This is a genomic window from Flavobacterium franklandianum, from assembly GCF_007097365.1.
Taxonomy (GTDB): Bacteria; Bacteroidota; Bacteroidia; order Flavobacteriales; family Flavobacteriaceae; genus Flavobacterium; species Flavobacterium franklandianum.
In genome coordinates, this window is record NZ_VJZR01000001.1 from 309,318 (window position 1) to 328,148 (window position 18,831).

An 18,831-nucleotide genomic window follows, 5' to 3' on the forward strand; every position below is an offset into this window, starting at 1 on the left:
TCTAAACGTCATTTAATTTAAGTTCAAAACTTTGTGTGCTTTGTGCCTTCTTTGTGAACTTTGTGGTTAAGTTTTAATCTATGAAAAAAGACATCATCATCCCCGAAGTAGAAAACGTTTTCCTCGCCGCAGTCCAGGAATGGAGCGACGATTTTATGGAAAAAGTGTGGTATGCTTATTTAGTAAACGACAGCGATTTCAAACTAGATAGCGTTATGGTTGTTTCAAAAGCTTTTGGAACTATCGATGGCGAAATGAAAAAAACATCGCTTTTGCGTCACGCTTTTTTAGAAGTGCCATCGGTAACTTTTGTTAAAGTCGAAATGTTGGAAAAAAGCGTTTTGGCACTCAACAACGAGTTTATGGTTACTTTCTTTATTGGCAACACATTATACGATCGAAAATATATTTTCAAAGCCAATTCTATCACTCCCGATTATGTCGAGGAAGTGCCGCTATTGTTTGTGGATGGGGTTATTGTGAGGTAGGTTTTAAAATCATAATATAAAAAAGGCAGCAATTTCAAATGAAATTGCTGCCTTTTATTTTTGATTAATTGAAAGTTAATCCAACTTCTCAGTCAATTTTTTAAACACTGCTTTCGCTGATTTCCCTTCATATAAAATACTGAAAACAGCATCGATAATTGGTGTAGTTGCTCCATAGCCCAAGTTGAGGTTATAGGCACTTTTTGTAGCGTAATATCCTTCGGCAACCATACTCATTTCCATCATCGCCGATTTTACGGTATAGCCTTTCCCGATCATATTTCCGAACATTCTGTTTCTAGAAAAAATGGAATAACCTGTTACCAATAAGTCACCCAAATAGGCCGAATCATTGATGTTGCGTTTCATTTTGTGTACTTTTCTGATAAATTTTTTCATCTCTCGAATTCCGTTACTCATCAACACCGATTGAAAATTGTCGCCATAACCCAATCCGTGGGCGATTCCTGCTGCAATGGCATAAATATTTTTGAGCATTGCGGCATATTCGGTTCCAATGATGTCGTCAGAAATTTTGGTTTTAATATAATTCCCTGATAGATTTTTGGCTACAATTTTAGCTTTTTTGGCATCCCCACAGGCAATAGTAAGATAGGACAAACGTTCCAGTGCCACTTCTTCGGCGTGGCAAGGTCCAGTGATTACGCCAATATTTTCAAAAGGAATATTGTAGGTTATATTGAAATGTTCTCCAACAATTAAACTGGTTTCGGGAACAATTCCTTTGATGGCTGAGAAAATAACTTTGTCATCTAAACTTTCGGTAAGTTTTTCTAATTCACCATTCAAAAAAGCCGATGGAATAGCAAAAATAATATAATCAGCATAAGCAACAGCTTCATTGATGTCGCTTGTTAATTTTAGTTTTTTTACGTCAAATTCTACAGAACTTAGATAATTTGGATTGTGATGATACGTTTTAATATGTTCAATAGCGTCTTCATTTCGCATATACCAGGTAATTTCATTCAGATTTACACATAGCATTTTGGCAATTGCGGTTGCCCAACTTCCTCCGCCAATTACGGCAAATTTTAAATTTTCGGCCATTTTTTTATTAGATTTAATCAAAAGTACTTAAAAATACACTTATAAAGCAAAAGTTAACCGCAGTAATGGGTTTTATACTTAAAGTAAAAATCTTAAAAAATATTTTTATTTTTACACAATATGTTTATTATCTGTACGTTATAGTATTTTAAAAATTGGTTATTTTTAAAATAAAGAGGTTGAATTAGTTAGTTTTGTTTTAGTATTTTGCAAAAAGGCGGTCTTAAGAGTAGTTTAAGAACGCCTTTTTATTTTTTAATAACTCATTTCAACTATTGATTTTAATTTTTCTAAAGTGATATTTTGTTTTTCACCCAGTGCTTTCCATCCTCTTTTTTCAAATCGATTGACTATAAAATTGGCTGCTTTTTCATAATCTTTGGTACATTCGGATAATTTTGTTTGCATTCCCATGGTATGAAAGAATTCAACCGTTTTTTTGATGGCTTCGTGAGCAATTTCATCTTCAGTTCCTGATAAATTAAAAATGCGTTTTCCGTATTGTGCTAATTTTCCTTTCTTGGTTTCGAACATTATACGATATAAATTTGGACCAATGATAGCCAATGTTCTAGCATGATCGATTCCGTATAAAGCAGTCAGTTCGTGCCCAATCATATGAGTAGCCCAATCTGAAGGAACTCCTTTTTGGATTAGTCCGTTTAAAGCCATCGTACAACTCCACATAAAATTAGAAGCCAATGCATAATCCGAAGGGTTTTCTACTACTTGAGGACCCACTTGAATCAAAGTTTGCAATATACTTTCAGCAATTCGATCTTGAAGATAGCCTTCGTGAGGATAGGTTAAGTATTGTTCTAAAACGTGAATGTAGGCATCCACAACTCCGTTTTGCAATTGTCTTTTTGGCAAGGAAACAATCACGGTTGGATCGCAAATAGAGAATTTTGGAAACATGGCAGACCCACCAAAATCTAATTTTTCCTGAGTGGTTTTAATGGTAACCACGGAACCTGAATTCATTTCGCTTCCTGTTGCTGGCAAGGTTAAAACAGTTCCAAAAGGCACTACTTTTGAAATGTCTTTAAAAAGAATTCTCTTCAGGAGTATGTCAATTGGATTTCCTTCGAAATGCACGGCTGCCGACATAAATTTCACGCCATCAATGATGCTCCCCCCGCCAACAGCAAGGATAAAATCAATTTTTTCTTCTCTAATTAGTGTTACAGCTTTCATCAAAGTTTCAAATTGAGGATTGGCTTCTATACCACCAAATTCAACTATTTCAAAACCAGATAATGCGGTCTTAACTTGTTCGTAAATTCCATTCTTGAAAATGCTTCCACCGCCGTAAGCCAGTAAAATTTTTGCCCCATATGGAGCTAAAACGGATAATTTTTCTATTTGTCCTTTTCCAAAAACAAGTTGTGTGGGATTGTATAATTCGAAATTAAGCATCGTTTATTATTTAGCGTTTAATTGTTGTAATAATTTTTCGGCAACCAGTTTAGAAGAAGCTGGATTTTGTCCAGTGATTAGCAAACCATCTTCAACGGCATAGGGGTGCCAATCTTCAGTTTTGCTATAAATGGCCCCGTTTTGTTGTAAAACATCTTCCAATAAAAAGGGTACAATATTGGTCAAACCTACTGCTTCTTCTTCAGTATTAGCAAAACCAGTAACTTTTTTTCCTTTCACTAGAAATTCGCCTTTAATTTTCACATTTTTAAGAACTCCAGGCGAATGACAAACGAATCCAATAGGTTTGTTGTGGGTGTAAAACGCTTCAATCAAAGTAGCTGAATTTACATCTTCGGCTAAATCCCATAGTGGACCGTGACCTCCAGGATAAAATACTGCATCATAATTAGCTTGATTTACTTCTGATAATTTTTTTGTGTTTTTTAATTTTTCCAATAAAACGGTATCTGTATCAAATCTTTTGGTATCCTCAGTCGCTGCCGATGGATCTTCACTTTTTGGGTCAATTGGAGGTTGTCCACCCAGCGGTGTTGCAATATCAATTAGCACTCCTTTATCTGCCAAGGCATAATAAGGGGCTGCTAATTCTTCTGTCCAAAATCCTGTTTTCTCTCCCGTGTTGCCTAATTTATCGTGACTAGTAACAACAAATAATACTTTTTTCATAACTTTTTTATTTTGTTTTTGTGCGGTAGCAGTGATGCAATTCAGTGTTAATATAGAAATGGCTAAAAAGGCTATTTTCTTCATAATTGATTTGTTTATGCAAAATTAGGCTGAATATGTTAGTAACGAAGGCTATTTATCACAAGTTTGTGATAAGTAATTTTCTAAAAGTATTTAAATTGATATTTCTATTATAAATTATTATGGTCGATGTATTCCCAAACTTTTTTTTTTAAAAATGTCCGAACATTTTCTGGTGTCTTCATTTTTTTTAATATCAGTCGATTAAAGTTTTTAGACAGAGGTAAAACGACTAGGTATCTTTAGTATTTTGAATCCCATCAAAATTGGTAACAGAAAATTTAAAATTGATAAACTTCATTTGGAGTCACACAATAATCTAGTTTTACATCATTTTCAAAAATACCATCAATTCTTTCTTCGGCTTCAAAGAAGGAAAGTCCTATTTTGACAGTTTCGGGTTTGCATTCCTTTAAGAATTTGTCATAAAATCCTTTGCCATAACCTGCTCGATGTCCCGTTTTGTCAAAAGCTAAAAGCGGCACAAAAACCACATCAATTTTACGAGTTGGAACTTCCAATCCATCAACAGGTTCTGGAATATTGTATTGGTTTTTCTTAATTTTGGTATTCTCTGTCAAAAGGAAATGCGTCATTTCTCTAGTTTCGAAATTACTTTTTGAGATAATAATTTCCTTGTCTTTTCCGGAAAGCAAATGCAAAATAAACTCAGTATTGACTTCTTTGTGTTCTGTAATGGGCAGGAAAATATGGAAATAGGTTTTCTCCCAAATAGGAATCGTCAATACTTTATTGGCAATAGCCAAACTCATTTCCTCCAAATCTTCTTCGGAAAGTTGGTTTCGCAAGGCTTTGTATTTTTGTCTTAATTCCTTTTTAAGCATGAATCGTTGCTTTCAATTCGTTTATAAATGAAGTTAAATGTTGGACTTCTACGTGATCCATCAGCACAATTTTGTACCATTTATTGCCTTGATTGTGTTGTTGAGGAACCAAATCAAATTTTTCGGCGATTTCCTCTGGAATATATTGCGAATGAATGGTCACAATATTCATAAAAGGTTCTCTGAAATATTGGATGTTCAATTCGTCTAATTCGTGACACAAAAACTGAGTTCGCATTTGTAAAACACTCACTTTTTCAAACCAACCAAATGGGCCGTAGGTAAACAAAATCATCCAAACCGCAACAGCATTCGCACCAGAACGACTTCCGCAAAGTGTCAAATCCATTCCTTCTACATATTCGGCTTCTTTGGTCAAAACATTTTCAATTAAGCCTTTTCGACAAACAAACACCCCAGTTCCGTAAGGTGATTGCAGCATTTTGTGCGCATCGATGGTGATAGAACTTATCTTTGGATTATTGAAATTAATGGTCGATTTTTGGTTGCTAAACGGATAAACAAAACCTCCGTAAGCTCCGTCAATATGTAGTTTGTAATCGGCATTGTGTTTTTCTAGAATGGAAGTATAATCATCGGGATTATCAACAGAACCAAACATTGTTGTTCCCATATTGGCAACAGCGATAAAATATTTTTTCCCGTTTTCTTTGGCTTTGATAATTTCATTTTCCAAAGCTATTTTATCGATTTGTCTTTTTTCGAAAAAAACCGGAATTTTCAACCAATCCAGCATCAAAACGTTGGCGCCTTTTGCAATAGAATAATGGGTGTCTTCTGACGCTAAGATGGCGATTTCATCTGATTTTGCCCCTTTTTGATGCATAAAAAAATTGCGATACATCCACAAAGCTTGAATGTTGGCCTCAGTTCCGCCAGGCGAAATATAGCCGTCAATTGAATCCGGTTCTGCTTTAAAAATATCAACAGCTATAACATTTAAAACCTCGCGTTCTATTTCCTGAGTTCCCTTAAAAGCTTTTTCTGAAGTTCCCAAAGTGTGACAACCAATGTGATTAGGATTGGCTACATAAGTTTGCAATGTAGGAGCGTCTTTCAAAAATGGAGCATCGTCATAAAATACTTTTCCGTCCAGTTTTGAGGCGGGATATCCTAAAGAAGCGTCATTAGAAAAGTTTACGTTTTCATCCAATGCTTTTTGAATTCTGTTTTTTCGTTCTTCTTGTGAGAGTTTTTTCCAGTAAATCATTGCTCAATATTTTTAACAAAGTTACTATAACTATTTACAATATTACCTAAATTGTCTCAATTTGGAACTTCATATTTTTCAGACTAACTTTGTTATATGAACAACCCAACTCTCGAACTTCAAATTCAAACCTTGCCCGACGGCCCCGGAGTATATCAATATTATGATAAGGAAGGGAAGATTTTGTATGTGGGCAAAGCCAAAAATCTTAAAAAGAGGGTTTCTTCTTATTTCAATAAAATTCACGACACAGCCAAAACCAATGTCTTAGTCAAGAAGATTGTAACCATAAAGCACATCGTCGTTCCCACTGAAACCGATGCGCTTTTGTTGGAAAACAATCTTATAAAAACGCTGATGCCACGATACAATGTTTTGTTGCGTGACGACAAAAGTTATCCTTGGATTTGCATTAAAAAAGAACCTTTTTCAAGAATTTTTTCTACTAGAAGATTGATTAAGGATGGCTCGGAATATTTTGGACCTTACACTAGTTTCAAGACTGTGAGCACAATTCTAGAATTGATAAAAGAACTGTATCCACTGCGGACTTGTAATTACGATTTGAGCAAATCAAATATCGAAAGCGGAAAGTTTAAAGTTTGTCTTGAATATCATATCGGCAATTGCAAAGGGCCTTGCGAGGGATTTGAATCTTTGGAAAATTACCAAAAAAAGGTTGATGCCATCAGGGAAATCCTGAAAGGAAACTTCAAGGAATCAATGAAAGATTTCAAAAAGCTAATGACTGATTTGGCTATTAAAATGCATTTTGAAGAAGCCCAAAAAATAAAAGAGAAAATAGAAGTTCTCGAAAATTACCAATCACGGTCTACGATTGTGAATCCAAAAATCACCAATATCGACGTGTTTTCAATCGTTTCTGACGAAAGTGCCGGCTTTGTAAACTTCTTGCAAATTTCTCACGGTTCTATTATTCGTTCCTATACTATGGAAATCAAGAAGAAACTAGAAGAAACGGACGAGCAATTGTTGGAGTTGGCGATTATTGAACTTCGGGAACGTTTTCAATTATTGTCAAAAGAAATTATTGTTCCGTTTGCAGTTGAAGTGGGCGAAACCATAAAAGTTACCGTTCCGCAATTGGGCGATAAAAAACAAATTTTGGATTTGTCCATTCGTAATGCCAAGTTTTACCGAATCGAACAATTGAAACAACTGCAAATTGTTGATCCGGATCGCCACGCCAATCGTATTATGGCGCAAATGCAAAAGGATTTACGATTACCGGTTGAACCGCGACACATAGAATGTTTTGACAATTCGAATATTCAAGGAACCAATCCTGTGGCAGCTTGCGTAGTATTTAAAGATGGAAAACCCAGCAAAAAAGATTATCGTCATTTCAATATAAAAACGGTTGAGGGTCCAGATGATTTTGCTTCGATGACCGAAGTGGTTTATAGAAGATACAAACGATTATTGGACGAAAAGGAACCGTTGCCACAACTCATCATCATTGACGGAGGAAAAGGACAATTGTCATCGGCTTTGAAAAGTATTGATGAATTGGGGTTGCGCGGAAAAATTACGATAATTGGCATTGCCAAAAGATTGGAAGAATTGTTTTATCCCGGCGATTCGATTCCATTGTATTTAGACAAAAAATCCGAAACGTTGAAAGTTATTCAGCAATTGCGAAACGAAGCGCACCGATTTGGGATTACACATCATCGGGACAAAAGAAGCAAATCAGCATTGAATTCTTCGATAGAAAGTATTCCTGGAATTGGCGAAAAAACTATGGAAACGTTGATAAAACATTTCAAAAGTGTTAAAAGATTGAAATTGGCAACAGAAAAAGAAATTTCGGACGTTATAGGTATATCAAAAGCAAAAAAAATTACCGACTTTTACAAAATCAATTAGCAAATCATAATGAGAAAATTTGCCTTGTTTGTTTTTTCCCTAGTAACTTATCAGGCGTCTTTTTCGCAAGATACCGTCAAGAAGCCAAAAATCGGATTGGTTCTGAGTGGTGGGGGTGCCAAAGGATTTGCCCATGTTGGGGTTTTAAAAGTTATTGAGCAAGCAGGAATTAAAATAGATTATATTGGCGGAACGAGTATGGGTGCGGTTGTGGGAGGACTCTATGCTTCTGGTTATAATGCGGCACAACTAGATTCAATTGTATCTACAACAAATTTTGATAATTTATTAATTGATTATGTTCCGCGTTCCTCTAAAAGTTTTTACGAAAAGAGGAATGATGATTTGTACGCATTGGTACTGCCTTTTAATAATTTTAAAATAGGTGTTCCGCAATCCCTCTCAAAAGGAATGTTTAATTACAATTTATTTAATAAACTTACACTTCATGCTAGACATGTTAGGGATTTTAACCAATTGCCAATTCCCTTTTTGTGTATTGCAACTGACATTGAAATAGGGAAACAAGTGGTGCTGGACAAAGGAGTTTTAGCACAAGCATTAACTGCAAGCTCAGCATTACCATCCGTGTTTTCTCCAGTAATACTTGATGGCAAATTGTTGGTTGACGGAGGTGTTAACAACAATTATCCCATTGAAGAAATTAGGAATCTGGGAGCCGATATTATCATTGGTGTAGATGTACAAAGTGGGTTGCGAGACAAAGACCAACTTCAAGATGCTACTAAAATTTTATTTCAAATCAATAATCTACAGATGATTGAAAAAATGGATGGCAATGCTAAAAATACAGATGTATATATTAAACCCGACATTAAAAATATTGGAGCAGTATCTTTTGAAAAGGCCAAAGAAATTATTCAAAGAGGCGAAGAAGCTGCGTTTACAGTTTATGAAGATCTAGATAAACTAGCCGATAAGACCAATCCATATCAAAAACCAAAGTTAAAAATAGAATCCGATAGCTTGTACATTATTAACATTATATACAATAATTTGGTTCATTATTCTAAAGCATATATTGAAGGGAAATTGAAGTTTCAATCGTGTTCAAAAATTAGGTATAAAGATTTAGAAACAGGAATCAATAATATTGATGCCACTCATAATTTTGGAACAGTAATTTATTCATTAGAACCCAATGGAGAGGGAGATGATTTGATTTTGAACTTGATTGAAAACCCTGTAAAAACGTATTTAAAATTTGGATTGCATTATGACGGACTTTATAAAAGCGCGTTATTGGTTAATATTACCAATAAAAACACTCTTTTTAAAAACGATGTTGCTTCATTCGATTTGATTATTGGTGATAATGTACGTTATAATTTAGATTATTATATCGATAATGGATACAATTTGAGTGTTGGATTTAAATCCCAATTGAATCAATTTAACAAAAACGTTACTAAAGAAATTAGCAGTTTATCTATTGACCCATCGGTAAATTCTATAAGCATTAATTTTTTAGACCTAACAAATCAGCTGTATTTTCAATCCATATTTGCACAAAAATTTCTAATAGGATTAGGGCTGGAATATAAATATTTAAATATAAGTTCTAACACCATAGCTAATTCAAACCCGGTAATTGACCGAAGTAAATATGGTAGTGTTTTTGCATACATGAAATACGATTCTTTTGACAGCCAATACTTTCCTAAAAAAGGTTGGTATTTCAACGGAGAAATTCATAATTATTTGTTGTCTACTAATTATACTGGAGAATTCAATCCTTTTTTAATCGCTAAAGTTGATACAGGAATTGCCTTCAAAATTTTAAAAAAGGCTACTGTAAAAATTCAAACTGAAGGGGGTTTCTCTATTGGAGAAAAAAGCGTGCCTTATTTTGATTTTGTTTTGGGAGGTTTCGGTTTTATTCCGGTTAATAATTTCAAACCCTTTTACGGATATAACTTTCTAAGTATAGCAGGAGATAGTTATCTAAAATCTTCTGTAACAATTGACTATGAAATTTTTAGAAAAAACCATTTGAACTTTTCGGCCAATTATGCCAACATCGAAAACAATCTTTTTGATTCATTAGACTGGATAACACTACCTAAATATTCAGGATATGCACTAGGATATGGGTTAGAAACAATAATTGGCCCTGTTGAAGTAAAATATTCTTGGTCGCCAGAAACAAGTAAAGGATTTACTTGGTTTAGCATTGGATTTTGGTTCTAATCATTAAATAACAAGAAGAAAAATTATGAATACTTTAGAAAAAGTAGAATTTTTTTATAGGGTACAAAAAAATAACCCAAAATAAGTTTGAGTCTTTGCAATCAATATGTTAAACTTTATTTTTATTAAATTTTTGTAAAAAGCTGCATTACCTTTGCAACTGCAAAATTAGAAGGGGTGGTTCCCTTCTGTTTTTCATATAAATTTCATAGTTTATATTTTTTTGGTTAGTTAATAGCATGAATTCTCAGTCATTAATTTGACTGAGTTTTTTTGTTTTAATACATTTGGAACAGAATTTGCGTTTACAGTAAATCAATAGTTAAAAAAATGAAAAAAATAATTCTATTATTTATATTTACTGCTTCAGTTGGATTTACACCACAAATAGAATCTTCATACGATGTAGGAGAACGATTTGTATTCAGGATAAATTATGGTTTTTTAAGTGCTGGTTATGCTACTTTAGAAGTAAAAGAAGCCACGCTTAATAAAAAAAACGTTTTTCACGTTGTAGGCAAAGGATATACAACTGGAATGTCTCGATTTTTTTTTAAAGTCAATGACACCTATGAAAGTTACATAGATAAGGAGACTGGAAACCCATATCAATATGTTAGAAAAATTGACGAAGGCGGTTATACTAAAAATCAGGAAGGATTTTTTAATCAAACAGAAAATAAAGTTCTAGTCAAGGATTACAAACACACTACCGAAAAGACATTTACAATTCCTAAAAACGCACAAGACATATTGTCGTCTTTTTATTATTTGCGAAATTATCCCAATATTGATAAAATGAAAACAGGAGAATCTGTGGCTATCGATATGTTTTTTGATGATAAAACTACAAAATTTAGGTTAAAGTTTGTAGGACGTGAGGATATTAGAACTAAATTTGGATTCGTCTCAACGATGATTTTTAGACCATTAGTACAATCCGGGCGTGTTTTCAAAGAAGAAGAAAGTCTAACGGTTTGGATATCAGATGACGACAATAAATTGCCAATTCGAATAAAAGCAAATCTTCTTGTGGGTTCCATAAAAGCAGATTTAGATAGTTACAAAGGATTAAAATTCCCTTTTAAAGTTAAAAAAAACAAGCGCGATTGATTTTGGTCTTAATAGTATTCGATTCCAAAATAATGGCTAAATAAATAATTGAATAATATAGTTAATTTGAAAAAAGTATTTCTATTTATTATTGTTTTGTTTTCAGTTTTTTCTTGTAAAAAAACAGAGCCCGAGAGCATTACTCCCAACCAATTGCCAAAACAAAAAAACGAACAATTTGGTTTTAATTTCAACGATTTTAACGTTCTTCATGATACCATAAAACAAGGAGATACATTTGGTAGTATCATAGAAAATCAAAATCTCGGAGACAAACAAATTTATGATATCATCGAAAAAATTAAGGATAGTTTTGATGTTAGAACCATTCGAATAGGAAAAACGTATACTTTTTTACGTTCTAAAGATCGCTACAAAAAACTTCTATATGCGATTTATCAACCTGACAGAGCGAGTTATTATATTATAGATTTAAAGGATTCAGTTAGTGTTTCAAAAGTGACTCGACCTTTTCGTATTAAAAAAAGAACTATTGCCGGAGAACTAAACGGTTCTTTTTCAGAAGAATTACAAAGGCAAAAAGTCGATCCGGCTTTGGCCAATAAATTAATCAAAGTATATGCGTGGTCCATAGATTTTTTCAAGTTGAAAAAAGGGGATCAATTTGGCGTTATTTTTACAGAAAGATACATTGACGACACTATATATGATGGTGTTGATAGGTTAAGTGCCGCTTTTTTCGAATACAAAGGCAAAATGATTTATGCTTTCCCATTTGCTCAAAACGAAGGTTCTGGTAAAATAGATTATTATGACGAAAACGGAAAAGCACTCAAGAATTTTTTCTTAAAATCACCTCTTAAATATGCCAACATTACTTCGCGTTTTTCTAGAAATAGATTTCATCCTGTACAAATGATTTGGAAAGCCCACAAAGGAACCGATTATGCTGCGCCAACAGGAACACCTATCATGACAACAGCGTCGGGAATAGTAGAGCAAACGGGCTATACAGCCGGGAACGGGAATTTTGTAAAAGTAAAACATGATAAAACTTATTCTACACAATATCTTCATATGTCCCGAATTTTGGTTCGCAGGGGACAAAGAGTGACTCAAGGAAGTGTTATTGGCAGGGTTGGAAGCACAGGACTAGCAACTGGCCCGCACGTTTGTTATCGTTTTTGGAAAAACGGAGTACAAGTTGATGCTTTAAGGTTGAAATTGCCTAATTCTCAACCCATGGAATCAAAAAATTTACCTCGATTTAAACAACAAATCGAACCTTTGAAATGGGAATTGGATAGTGTTGCTAATTTGTAATCTAAAATTATAAAAGCCTTCACTAAAAGATGAAAAGCATGGGTTGTTTTAGAAACTAAAAATGTAAATTTGCTCTTTCTAAAATAAATTAAACTATGGCTTTACATAACACAAACCCAACAAACACATTAGCTTGGCAAAAACTTCAGAAACATTTTCAGGAAATGCAAAATGTTTCTATGTCGGCACTATTTGATAAAGACAACACCAGAACTTCGCAATTTCATATTCAGTGGAATGATTTCTTGATCGATTATTCAAAGAACATAATCAATCAGGAAACCCTAGATTTATTGCTTGAATTGGCAAACGAAGCACAATTGAAAGATTCAATTTCAAAATATTTTGATGGAGACATCATCAATCAAACCGAAAACCGCGCCGTATTGCATACCGCTTTGCGTGCCAAAGAAACATCAATTATCAAAGTAGATGGCGAGAATGTAATTCCAGAAGTTTATGAAGTAAAAAGTAAAATTAAAAGCTTCACCAATGAAATAGTAAACGGCGACCGTAAAGGATTTACAGGAAAACCATTTACAGATGTTGTCAACATCGGAATTGGTGGTTCAGACCTTGGTCCAGCTATGGTAGTTGAAGCTTTACAATATTATAAAAATCATTTGAACGTTCACTTTGTGTCGAATGTTGATGGCGATCATGTAAACGAAATTATCAAAAAACTAAATCCAGAAACAACTCTTTTTGTCATTGTTTCTAAAACGTTTACCACTCAAGAAACCTTGACCAATTCTGAAACGATCAGAGAATGGTTTTTGAAATCGGCTTCGCAAGAAGATGTCGCCAAACATTTTGTGGCAGTTTCGACTAATATTCAACGAGTAACCGAGTTTGGAATAAATCCTGACAATGTTTTTCCAATGTGGGATTGGGTTGGAGGACGATTTTCGCTTTGGAGTGCCGTTGGTCTTTCGATAAGTTTGGCCGTTGGTTTTGAAAATTATAATGAATTATTGGCTGGAGCCAACGAAATGGACGAACATTTCAAAACCGAAGATTTCGATAAAAATATGCCGGTGATTTTAGCTTTGCTAAGCATTTGGTATAACAACTTTTTTGGGGCTGAAAGCGAAGCATTAATTCCATACAGTCAGTATTTGCAAAAATTAGCGCCTTACTTGCAACAAGGATTTATGGAAAGCAACGGAAAAAGTGTAGATCGTGACGGAAAACCTGTGGGTTATCAAACCGGAACTATTATTTGGGGAGAGCCAGGAACCAATTCGCAACACGCCTTTTTTCAGTTAATCCATCAAGGAACTAAGCTGATTCCAACGGATTTTATAGGATTTGTAAAACCATTGTACGGCAACGAAGACCATCACGACAAATTGATGTCCAACTTTTTTGCACAAACCGAAGCCTTGTTACACGGAAAATCTTCAGCCAAAGTTCAAGCCGAATTCATTAAACAAGGACTTTCTGAAGAGAAAGCAAAATTCCTTTTGCCTTTTAAAGTATTTGCTGGTAACAAACCAACCAACACAATTTTAATACAAAAATTGACACCAAAAGCATTAGGTTCTTTAGTAGCTATGTATGAACACAAGATTTTTGTACAAGGAATTATCTGGAATATTTTCAGTTATGACCAATGGGGAGTTGAACTTGGAAAACAATTGGCCAATTCAATTCTTGATGAAATAAACTCAAAAAAAGTAAATTCGCACGACAGTTCAACAGCGTTTTTATTGAATCATTTTTTGAATAATAAATAAAAATATAGGTTTATAACACCTACAACGACAATGGAAACCTTGATTTTTGAGAAAGTCAAGGTTTTTTTTATGAAACTTATTTCTAGACAACTGTTTTTCACTACTTTAAACTCTATTTTTTTCTCCAATTATTTATCAACAGTTGTTATGAAATGGTTGCGGACTATTCGTCTATATATCAGTTTTTTAGGTTTTTTTTATATAACAAATTCTCAGTAAAAAGTGATATATGTTAATAATACATTATCTAAAAATATTTTATTAACATTTCGTTAACATATAAATCGATAAAATGTTAGAATTTTGCCAAAAATTACTAAACTAAAACAAAAATGAAAACAATCAAAAATTGGGTACTTTCTGGATTACTATTTATGGTAGTTTCGACAGTATTTTCGCAAGGAAAAATCACCGGAACAATTACTGATGGTCAAAGTTCTTTGCCTGGAACAAATGTTGCTGTTAAAGGCTCTAAAATTGGTGCATCAACAGATTTTGATGGTAAATTTATGATTAATACAACTGCTAATTCAGGGGAATTAGTTATTTCTTTTATTGGTTATGATGCCAAAACTGTAAAATTTACCGTGGCAAACGGTGGAACTACAAATTTAGGAACAATCGTTTTGACTGCTACTTCTAACGAATTAAGCGAAGTTGTTGTAAGATCTGGAGTTGTAGATCTTGCAAAAGACAGAAAAACTCCTGTGGCTGTTTCTACTATTAAAGCTTCAGAAATTCAAGAAAAATTAGGAACTCAGGAATTTCCTGAAATTTTAGCAAATACGCCTTCGGTATATGTTACAAAAGCAGGTGGTGGTTTTGGAGATTCAAGAATTAACATTCGTGGTTTCGATCAGAGAAATGTAGCCGTTATGATTAATGGTGTTCCTGTTAATGATATGGAAAACGGAGCTGTTTATTGGAGTAACTGGGCTGGATTGTCTGATGTTACATCAGCAATGCAAGTACAAAGAGGTTTAGGATCTTCTAAACTGGCTATTTCTTCTGTGGGAGGAACAATAAATGTTATAACTAGAACATCTGATATGAAAGAGGGAGGAGCAGTTTCAACAGGTTTTGGTAATGCCAATTATTTGAAAGTGCAAGGTTCTTATAATACGGGTATTATGAAAAACGGTTTTTCAGCTTCTGTTTTGTTAAGTTCAACAACAGGTAATGGATATGCTGATGGAACACAATTCCAAGGGAAAAATTATTTTATTGCTTTTGGTTACAAACCAAATGACAAACATGACATTCAATTTACTTTTACTGGTGCTCCTCAATGGCACAATCAAAGGAGTTTCGCAAATACAATTTCAGATTATTTGAAATATGGTAGCAATGGTGAACCTAATATAAAATACAGTTCTGACTGGGGTTACAAAAATGGAGAACAATATGCTTGGACAAGAAATTTCTATCACAAACCAGTAATGTCATTCAATTGGGATTACAAAATCAGTGAAAAATCAAAATTATCATCTGTAGCCTATGCCTCTTGGGGTCGTGGTGGAGGAACAGGAAATATTGGAAAAAGCCCTTTCTCTTATAAAACTGCTGACGGATTAGTTCCTTTTGATGATTTTGTTGCATTCAATACAGGAACCTATACTTTTGCTAAAGGAGAAAGTTTAACAAACCTTGGAACACCATTAAAACCAAGTACAATAGCTGGTCACGAAGGTGAATACATTACCAATAGATCAACAGGTTTTACAAGAAGAGCTTCTATCAATTCTCATGACTGGTATGGTGCAGTAATTGATTTTAATACAAAATTATCCGAAAAATTAATTCTTGATTTAGGAATTGATGCCAGAACTTATACTGGATACCACTTTAGAAACATTAATGACAGATTGGGTGCAGATGTTTATTACGACAATGTTAATGTTAATAATAAACCAGCAGGTAGATATTTATATGAAACGTATTCAGCGTCACCAAGCTTCAATCCTTGGACGGATGTTAAAAACCAAGAAAAAATCGAATACAACAACAATGGTTATGTAAGATGGTATGGTGCCTTTACACAATTAGAATATTCAACTGAAAAACTTTCAGCGTTTTTCCAAGGATCGGTGTCACAACAAGGATTTAAAAGAGAAGACACTTTTATTTATTTAACTACAGATCCTCTTTATGTAACTGATTACGAGAACATTCTTGGGGGTAATGTGAAAGGCGGAATAAACTATAATATCAACGAGCAACAAAATGTGTTTATCAATTCAGGATATTATTCTAAACAACCAAATTTTCAAGCAGTTTATCCTAACAACAAATCTATTGTTGGTGAAAACTTAACAAACGAAAAAATATTAGGTTTAGAAGCTGGTTATGGTTTCCGTTCAAGAATGTTTAATGCTAAATTAAATTTGTATTACACTTCTTGGAAAGACAGATATCAAAGGGCTACTGATGCTGCGGCAGATAATGTTGGTGGTTATTATGACTATACTGGTATTACAGAAATTCACTCGGGTATTGAGTTAGAAATGAATGCAAAACCATTGCCTAAATTAAATATTAACGCTATGATTTCTGTTGGTGATTGGACTTATAATGGAAACTCTATCAGTAACCGATATGATGCTAATAATGAGCCAGTAGGAGGAGCAGCTAAAACTTTATATTTAGACAATTTAAAAGTTGGAGATGCTGCACAAACAACAGCAAGTTTAGGAGCTTCTTATGAGGTTGTAACTCGAGTATTTCTTGATGCAAATTACAGAGTTGCTCAAAAATTATATGCTTCAATTGATCCTTCTAAATTTACTAGTGAAGTAAATGACGGTACATTAGAATTGCCTTCTTACGGCTTGATGGATGCAGGATTCTCATACAAAATGTTAGTTGGTAAAAATAAAAGTGATTCAGTTAATTTCAGATTGAATGTGAATAACGTTTTAGATGAAGTTTATATTTCTGAATCAAGAACAAATAATTTCACTACTCCAACAAGTAAAAATTATAATGGAGTTAATGTTACTAATCAAGTTTACTTCGGATTTGGAAGAACTTGGAACTTTAGTTTGCGTTACAATTTCTAAAAGAAAAATTCAATAATTACAAAAACGGCATCACTTCAAAAGTAGATGCCGTTTTTTTTTATGTTTTTTTATTTATATTTGTTAAAACAAAATAACTTTTTATGTACGAAATCATTCAAAAATTGCATTCTTGGTGGGCTTATGTGGCCTTTTTATTATTGGTAATTGCAGTTGTCAATTCCCTGATTGGTCTTTTTTCTAAAAAAGAATTTACCCCAAATGACAAGAAAATTGCGCTGTTTGCCTTAGCCGCAATACACACTCAATTATTAATAGGTGTCATTGTTTATTTCGTTTCCCCACTAGGTTTTGCTTCATTAGGTCAAATGAAAGACGCTGCCTTGAGATTAACCTCTCTGGAACATCCTTTGATGAATTTAATTGGCATTACCTTAATTACTATTGGCTGGATGAAGCATAAAAAATTAACTACCAGTAAATCAAAATTCAAAACCTTTTCTATTTATTATGGTTTGGGATTAGTTCTTATTTTGAGTAAAATTCCCTGGGAATCTTGGTTCAACTAATATTTAAAAGTCCTGAAAAGGACTTTTTTTACCTAGGCATGGTTTTTGCTAAATGGAGTTTAACTAAAAGTTTATTATGCAATTAAAGAGTCAAAAACACCCAAAAAATAATTTTATAAATTGGAGAAAAAAAGCAGTAACACTTTTTATCTCTATTGCTTTTCTTGGAATAGTAATTGGACAAACATCGAATAAAGATAAAAACAAGACTTTAAAATATAAGGATAGTATAGCCAAAAGCAAATCAGTGATTGCGAAAAACGAAAAAATGTTGGCTATAGACACTATAAAAAAAAACAAGCCTTTATTCGATCAGCAAGAAGTTGTAATAGACAGTTTGTTTATTGGAACAGGAAAGTTTAAACTCTATAAAAAATCAGCTCACGCTTCCTATTATGCCGATAAATTCCACAATCATAAAACGGCAAGCGGAAAAAAATACGATAAAAATAAATTTTCTGCAGCACATAAAAAACTACCTTTTGGAACCATTGTAAAAGTCACCAATGAAGCCAACGGTAAATCAGTAATTGTAGAAGTTACCGACAGAGGTCCATTCGTAAGATCTAGAGAAATCGACTTGTCAAGGAAAGCATTTATGGAAATTACGGGAAATAAATCCTCTGGAAACATGAAAGTAACTCTGGAAATACTTCAAAAATAAGCGTTACCATTTTTTGTAAGGATTCTTGCTTAAATAGGAATTGTAATACCGAATATCATTGGTCACTTCTTTTCCAAGCCAGTTTGGTTTTTCGAAAGCTTCGGTTTCAGAATTCAATTCAATTTCGGCCATAATCAGGCCTTCATTTTCTCCATAAAATTCGTCAATTTCAAAAACGTGATTCCCCATTTTTACCTCAAAACGGGTTTTATCGATTACGCCTTCCTCACATAATTGCAATAATGCTGTAGCTTCATCTACAGGAATTTCCTTTTCCCATTCAAAACGGGACAAGCCCGACTCATTTGAACCTCCTTTTATGGTCAAGAAGCCCTTGTTTCCTTTTACTCTAACACGAACCGTCCTTTCGGGAACGGAGCTCAAATAACCCTGCGAAATTCGATTTTGAGTAAATGCTTCAGTTTTGAAGTCATTCGAGTTGACGAGAAATTTTCTTTCTATTTCAATCATATATACTGAATATGCATTTTTAAAATTTATTTTAGTTACAATAATAAT

15 protein-coding genes are annotated in these 18,831 nt (G+C 33.6%); 9 read left to right on the forward strand and 6 right to left on the reverse strand.

All coding sequences use genetic code 11. The features are described 5' to 3' along the window. Positions 1 to 80 precede the first annotated feature (80 nt). On the forward strand, positions 81 to 488 hold the full coding sequence (locus tag FNW17_RS01370; RefSeq protein WP_143390076.1) for a hypothetical protein: 408 nt from the start codon (positions 81 to 83) through the stop codon (positions 486 to 488). Between the two features lie 75 nt (positions 489 to 563). Here the strand turns inward: FNW17_RS01370 and FNW17_RS01375 are convergent, their stop codons facing one another. The 5 genes from FNW17_RS01375 to FNW17_RS01395 form a co-directional block, all read right to left on the reverse strand. Then, positions 564 to 1,559, reverse strand: a complete 996-nt coding sequence (locus FNW17_RS01375; protein WP_143390077.1) for an NAD(P)H-dependent glycerol-3-phosphate dehydrogenase — start codon at positions 1,557 to 1,559, stop codon at positions 564 to 566. A 255-nt stretch (positions 1,560 to 1,814) separates the two neighbouring features. Then, positions 1,815 to 2,978, reverse strand: coding sequence for an iron-containing alcohol dehydrogenase (locus FNW17_RS01380; RefSeq protein WP_143390078.1), 1,164 nt, complete (start codon positions 2,976 to 2,978; stop codon positions 1,815 to 1,817). Between the two features lie 6 nt (positions 2,979 to 2,984). After that, the gene (locus tag FNW17_RS01385) at positions 2,985 to 3,752 is read right to left on the reverse strand and encodes a type 1 glutamine amidotransferase domain-containing protein (RefSeq protein WP_185964786.1); all 768 of its coding nucleotides are present in this window, start codon (positions 3,750 to 3,752) and stop codon (positions 2,985 to 2,987) included. Positions 3,753 to 4,030: 278 nt separating this feature from the next. Then, positions 4,031 to 4,594: a 5-formyltetrahydrofolate cyclo-ligase gene (locus FNW17_RS01390; RefSeq protein ID WP_143390079.1), complete on the reverse strand. Its 564-nt coding sequence runs from the start codon at positions 4,592 to 4,594 to the stop codon at positions 4,031 to 4,033. After that, entirely contained in the window at positions 4,587 to 5,825 is a 1,239-nt protein-coding gene (locus tag FNW17_RS01395; protein WP_143390080.1) for a pyridoxal-dependent decarboxylase, read from the reverse strand. The genes FNW17_RS01390 and FNW17_RS01395 overlap by 8 nt, the downstream gene beginning before the upstream one ends. Positions 5,826 to 5,921: 96 nt before the next feature. Between FNW17_RS01395 and uvrC the strand changes: the two genes are divergently transcribed. From uvrC to FNW17_RS01435, 8 genes are all read left to right on the forward strand, one after another. Next, the gene (gene uvrC / locus FNW17_RS01400) at positions 5,922 to 7,715 is read left to right on the forward strand and encodes an excinuclease ABC subunit UvrC (protein ID WP_144070714.1); all 1,794 of its coding nucleotides are present in this window, start codon (positions 5,922 to 5,924) and stop codon (positions 7,713 to 7,715) included. Between the two features lie 9 nt (positions 7,716 to 7,724). Then, positions 7,725 to 9,926: a patatin-like phospholipase family protein gene (locus FNW17_RS01405; RefSeq protein WP_144070715.1), complete on the forward strand. Its 2,202-nt coding sequence runs from the start codon at positions 7,725 to 7,727 to the stop codon at positions 9,924 to 9,926. A gap of 330 nt (positions 9,927 to 10,256) precedes the next feature. Then, the gene (locus tag FNW17_RS01410; RefSeq protein WP_143390083.1) at positions 10,257 to 11,039 is read left to right on the forward strand and encodes a DUF3108 domain-containing protein; all 783 of its coding nucleotides are present in this window, start codon (positions 10,257 to 10,259) and stop codon (positions 11,037 to 11,039) included. A gap of 66 nt (positions 11,040 to 11,105) precedes the next feature. Further along, a complete protein-coding gene (locus FNW17_RS01415) occupies positions 11,106 to 12,323 on the forward strand; it encodes a peptidoglycan DD-metalloendopeptidase family protein (RefSeq protein WP_143390084.1) in 1,218 nt (405 codons plus the stop codon). 95 nt (positions 12,324 to 12,418) lie between these two features. Next, a complete protein-coding gene (pgi, locus tag FNW17_RS01420; RefSeq protein WP_143390085.1) occupies positions 12,419 to 14,062 on the forward strand; it encodes a glucose-6-phosphate isomerase in 1,644 nt (547 codons plus the stop codon). A gap of 332 nt (positions 14,063 to 14,394) precedes the next feature. Beyond that, positions 14,395 to 17,121: a TonB-dependent receptor gene (locus FNW17_RS01425; protein ID WP_143390086.1), complete on the forward strand. Its 2,727-nt coding sequence runs from the start codon at positions 14,395 to 14,397 to the stop codon at positions 17,119 to 17,121. A gap of 101 nt (positions 17,122 to 17,222) precedes the next feature. After that, a complete protein-coding gene (locus FNW17_RS01430) occupies positions 17,223 to 17,648 on the forward strand; it encodes a hypothetical protein (protein ID WP_144070716.1) in 426 nt (141 codons plus the stop codon). 76 nt (positions 17,649 to 17,724) lie between these two features. Further along, positions 17,725 to 18,312 (forward strand): septal ring lytic transglycosylase RlpA family protein, encoded by a 588-nt coding sequence (locus FNW17_RS01435; protein WP_317129760.1) that lies wholly within the window; start codon positions 17,725 to 17,727, stop codon positions 18,310 to 18,312. A gap of 3 nt (positions 18,313 to 18,315) precedes the next feature. Here the strand turns inward: FNW17_RS01435 and FNW17_RS01440 are convergent, their stop codons facing one another. Beyond that, positions 18,316 to 18,783: a CYTH domain-containing protein gene (locus FNW17_RS01440; RefSeq protein ID WP_143390088.1), complete on the reverse strand. Its 468-nt coding sequence runs from the start codon at positions 18,781 to 18,783 to the stop codon at positions 18,316 to 18,318. Positions 18,784 to 18,831 lie beyond the last annotated feature (48 nt).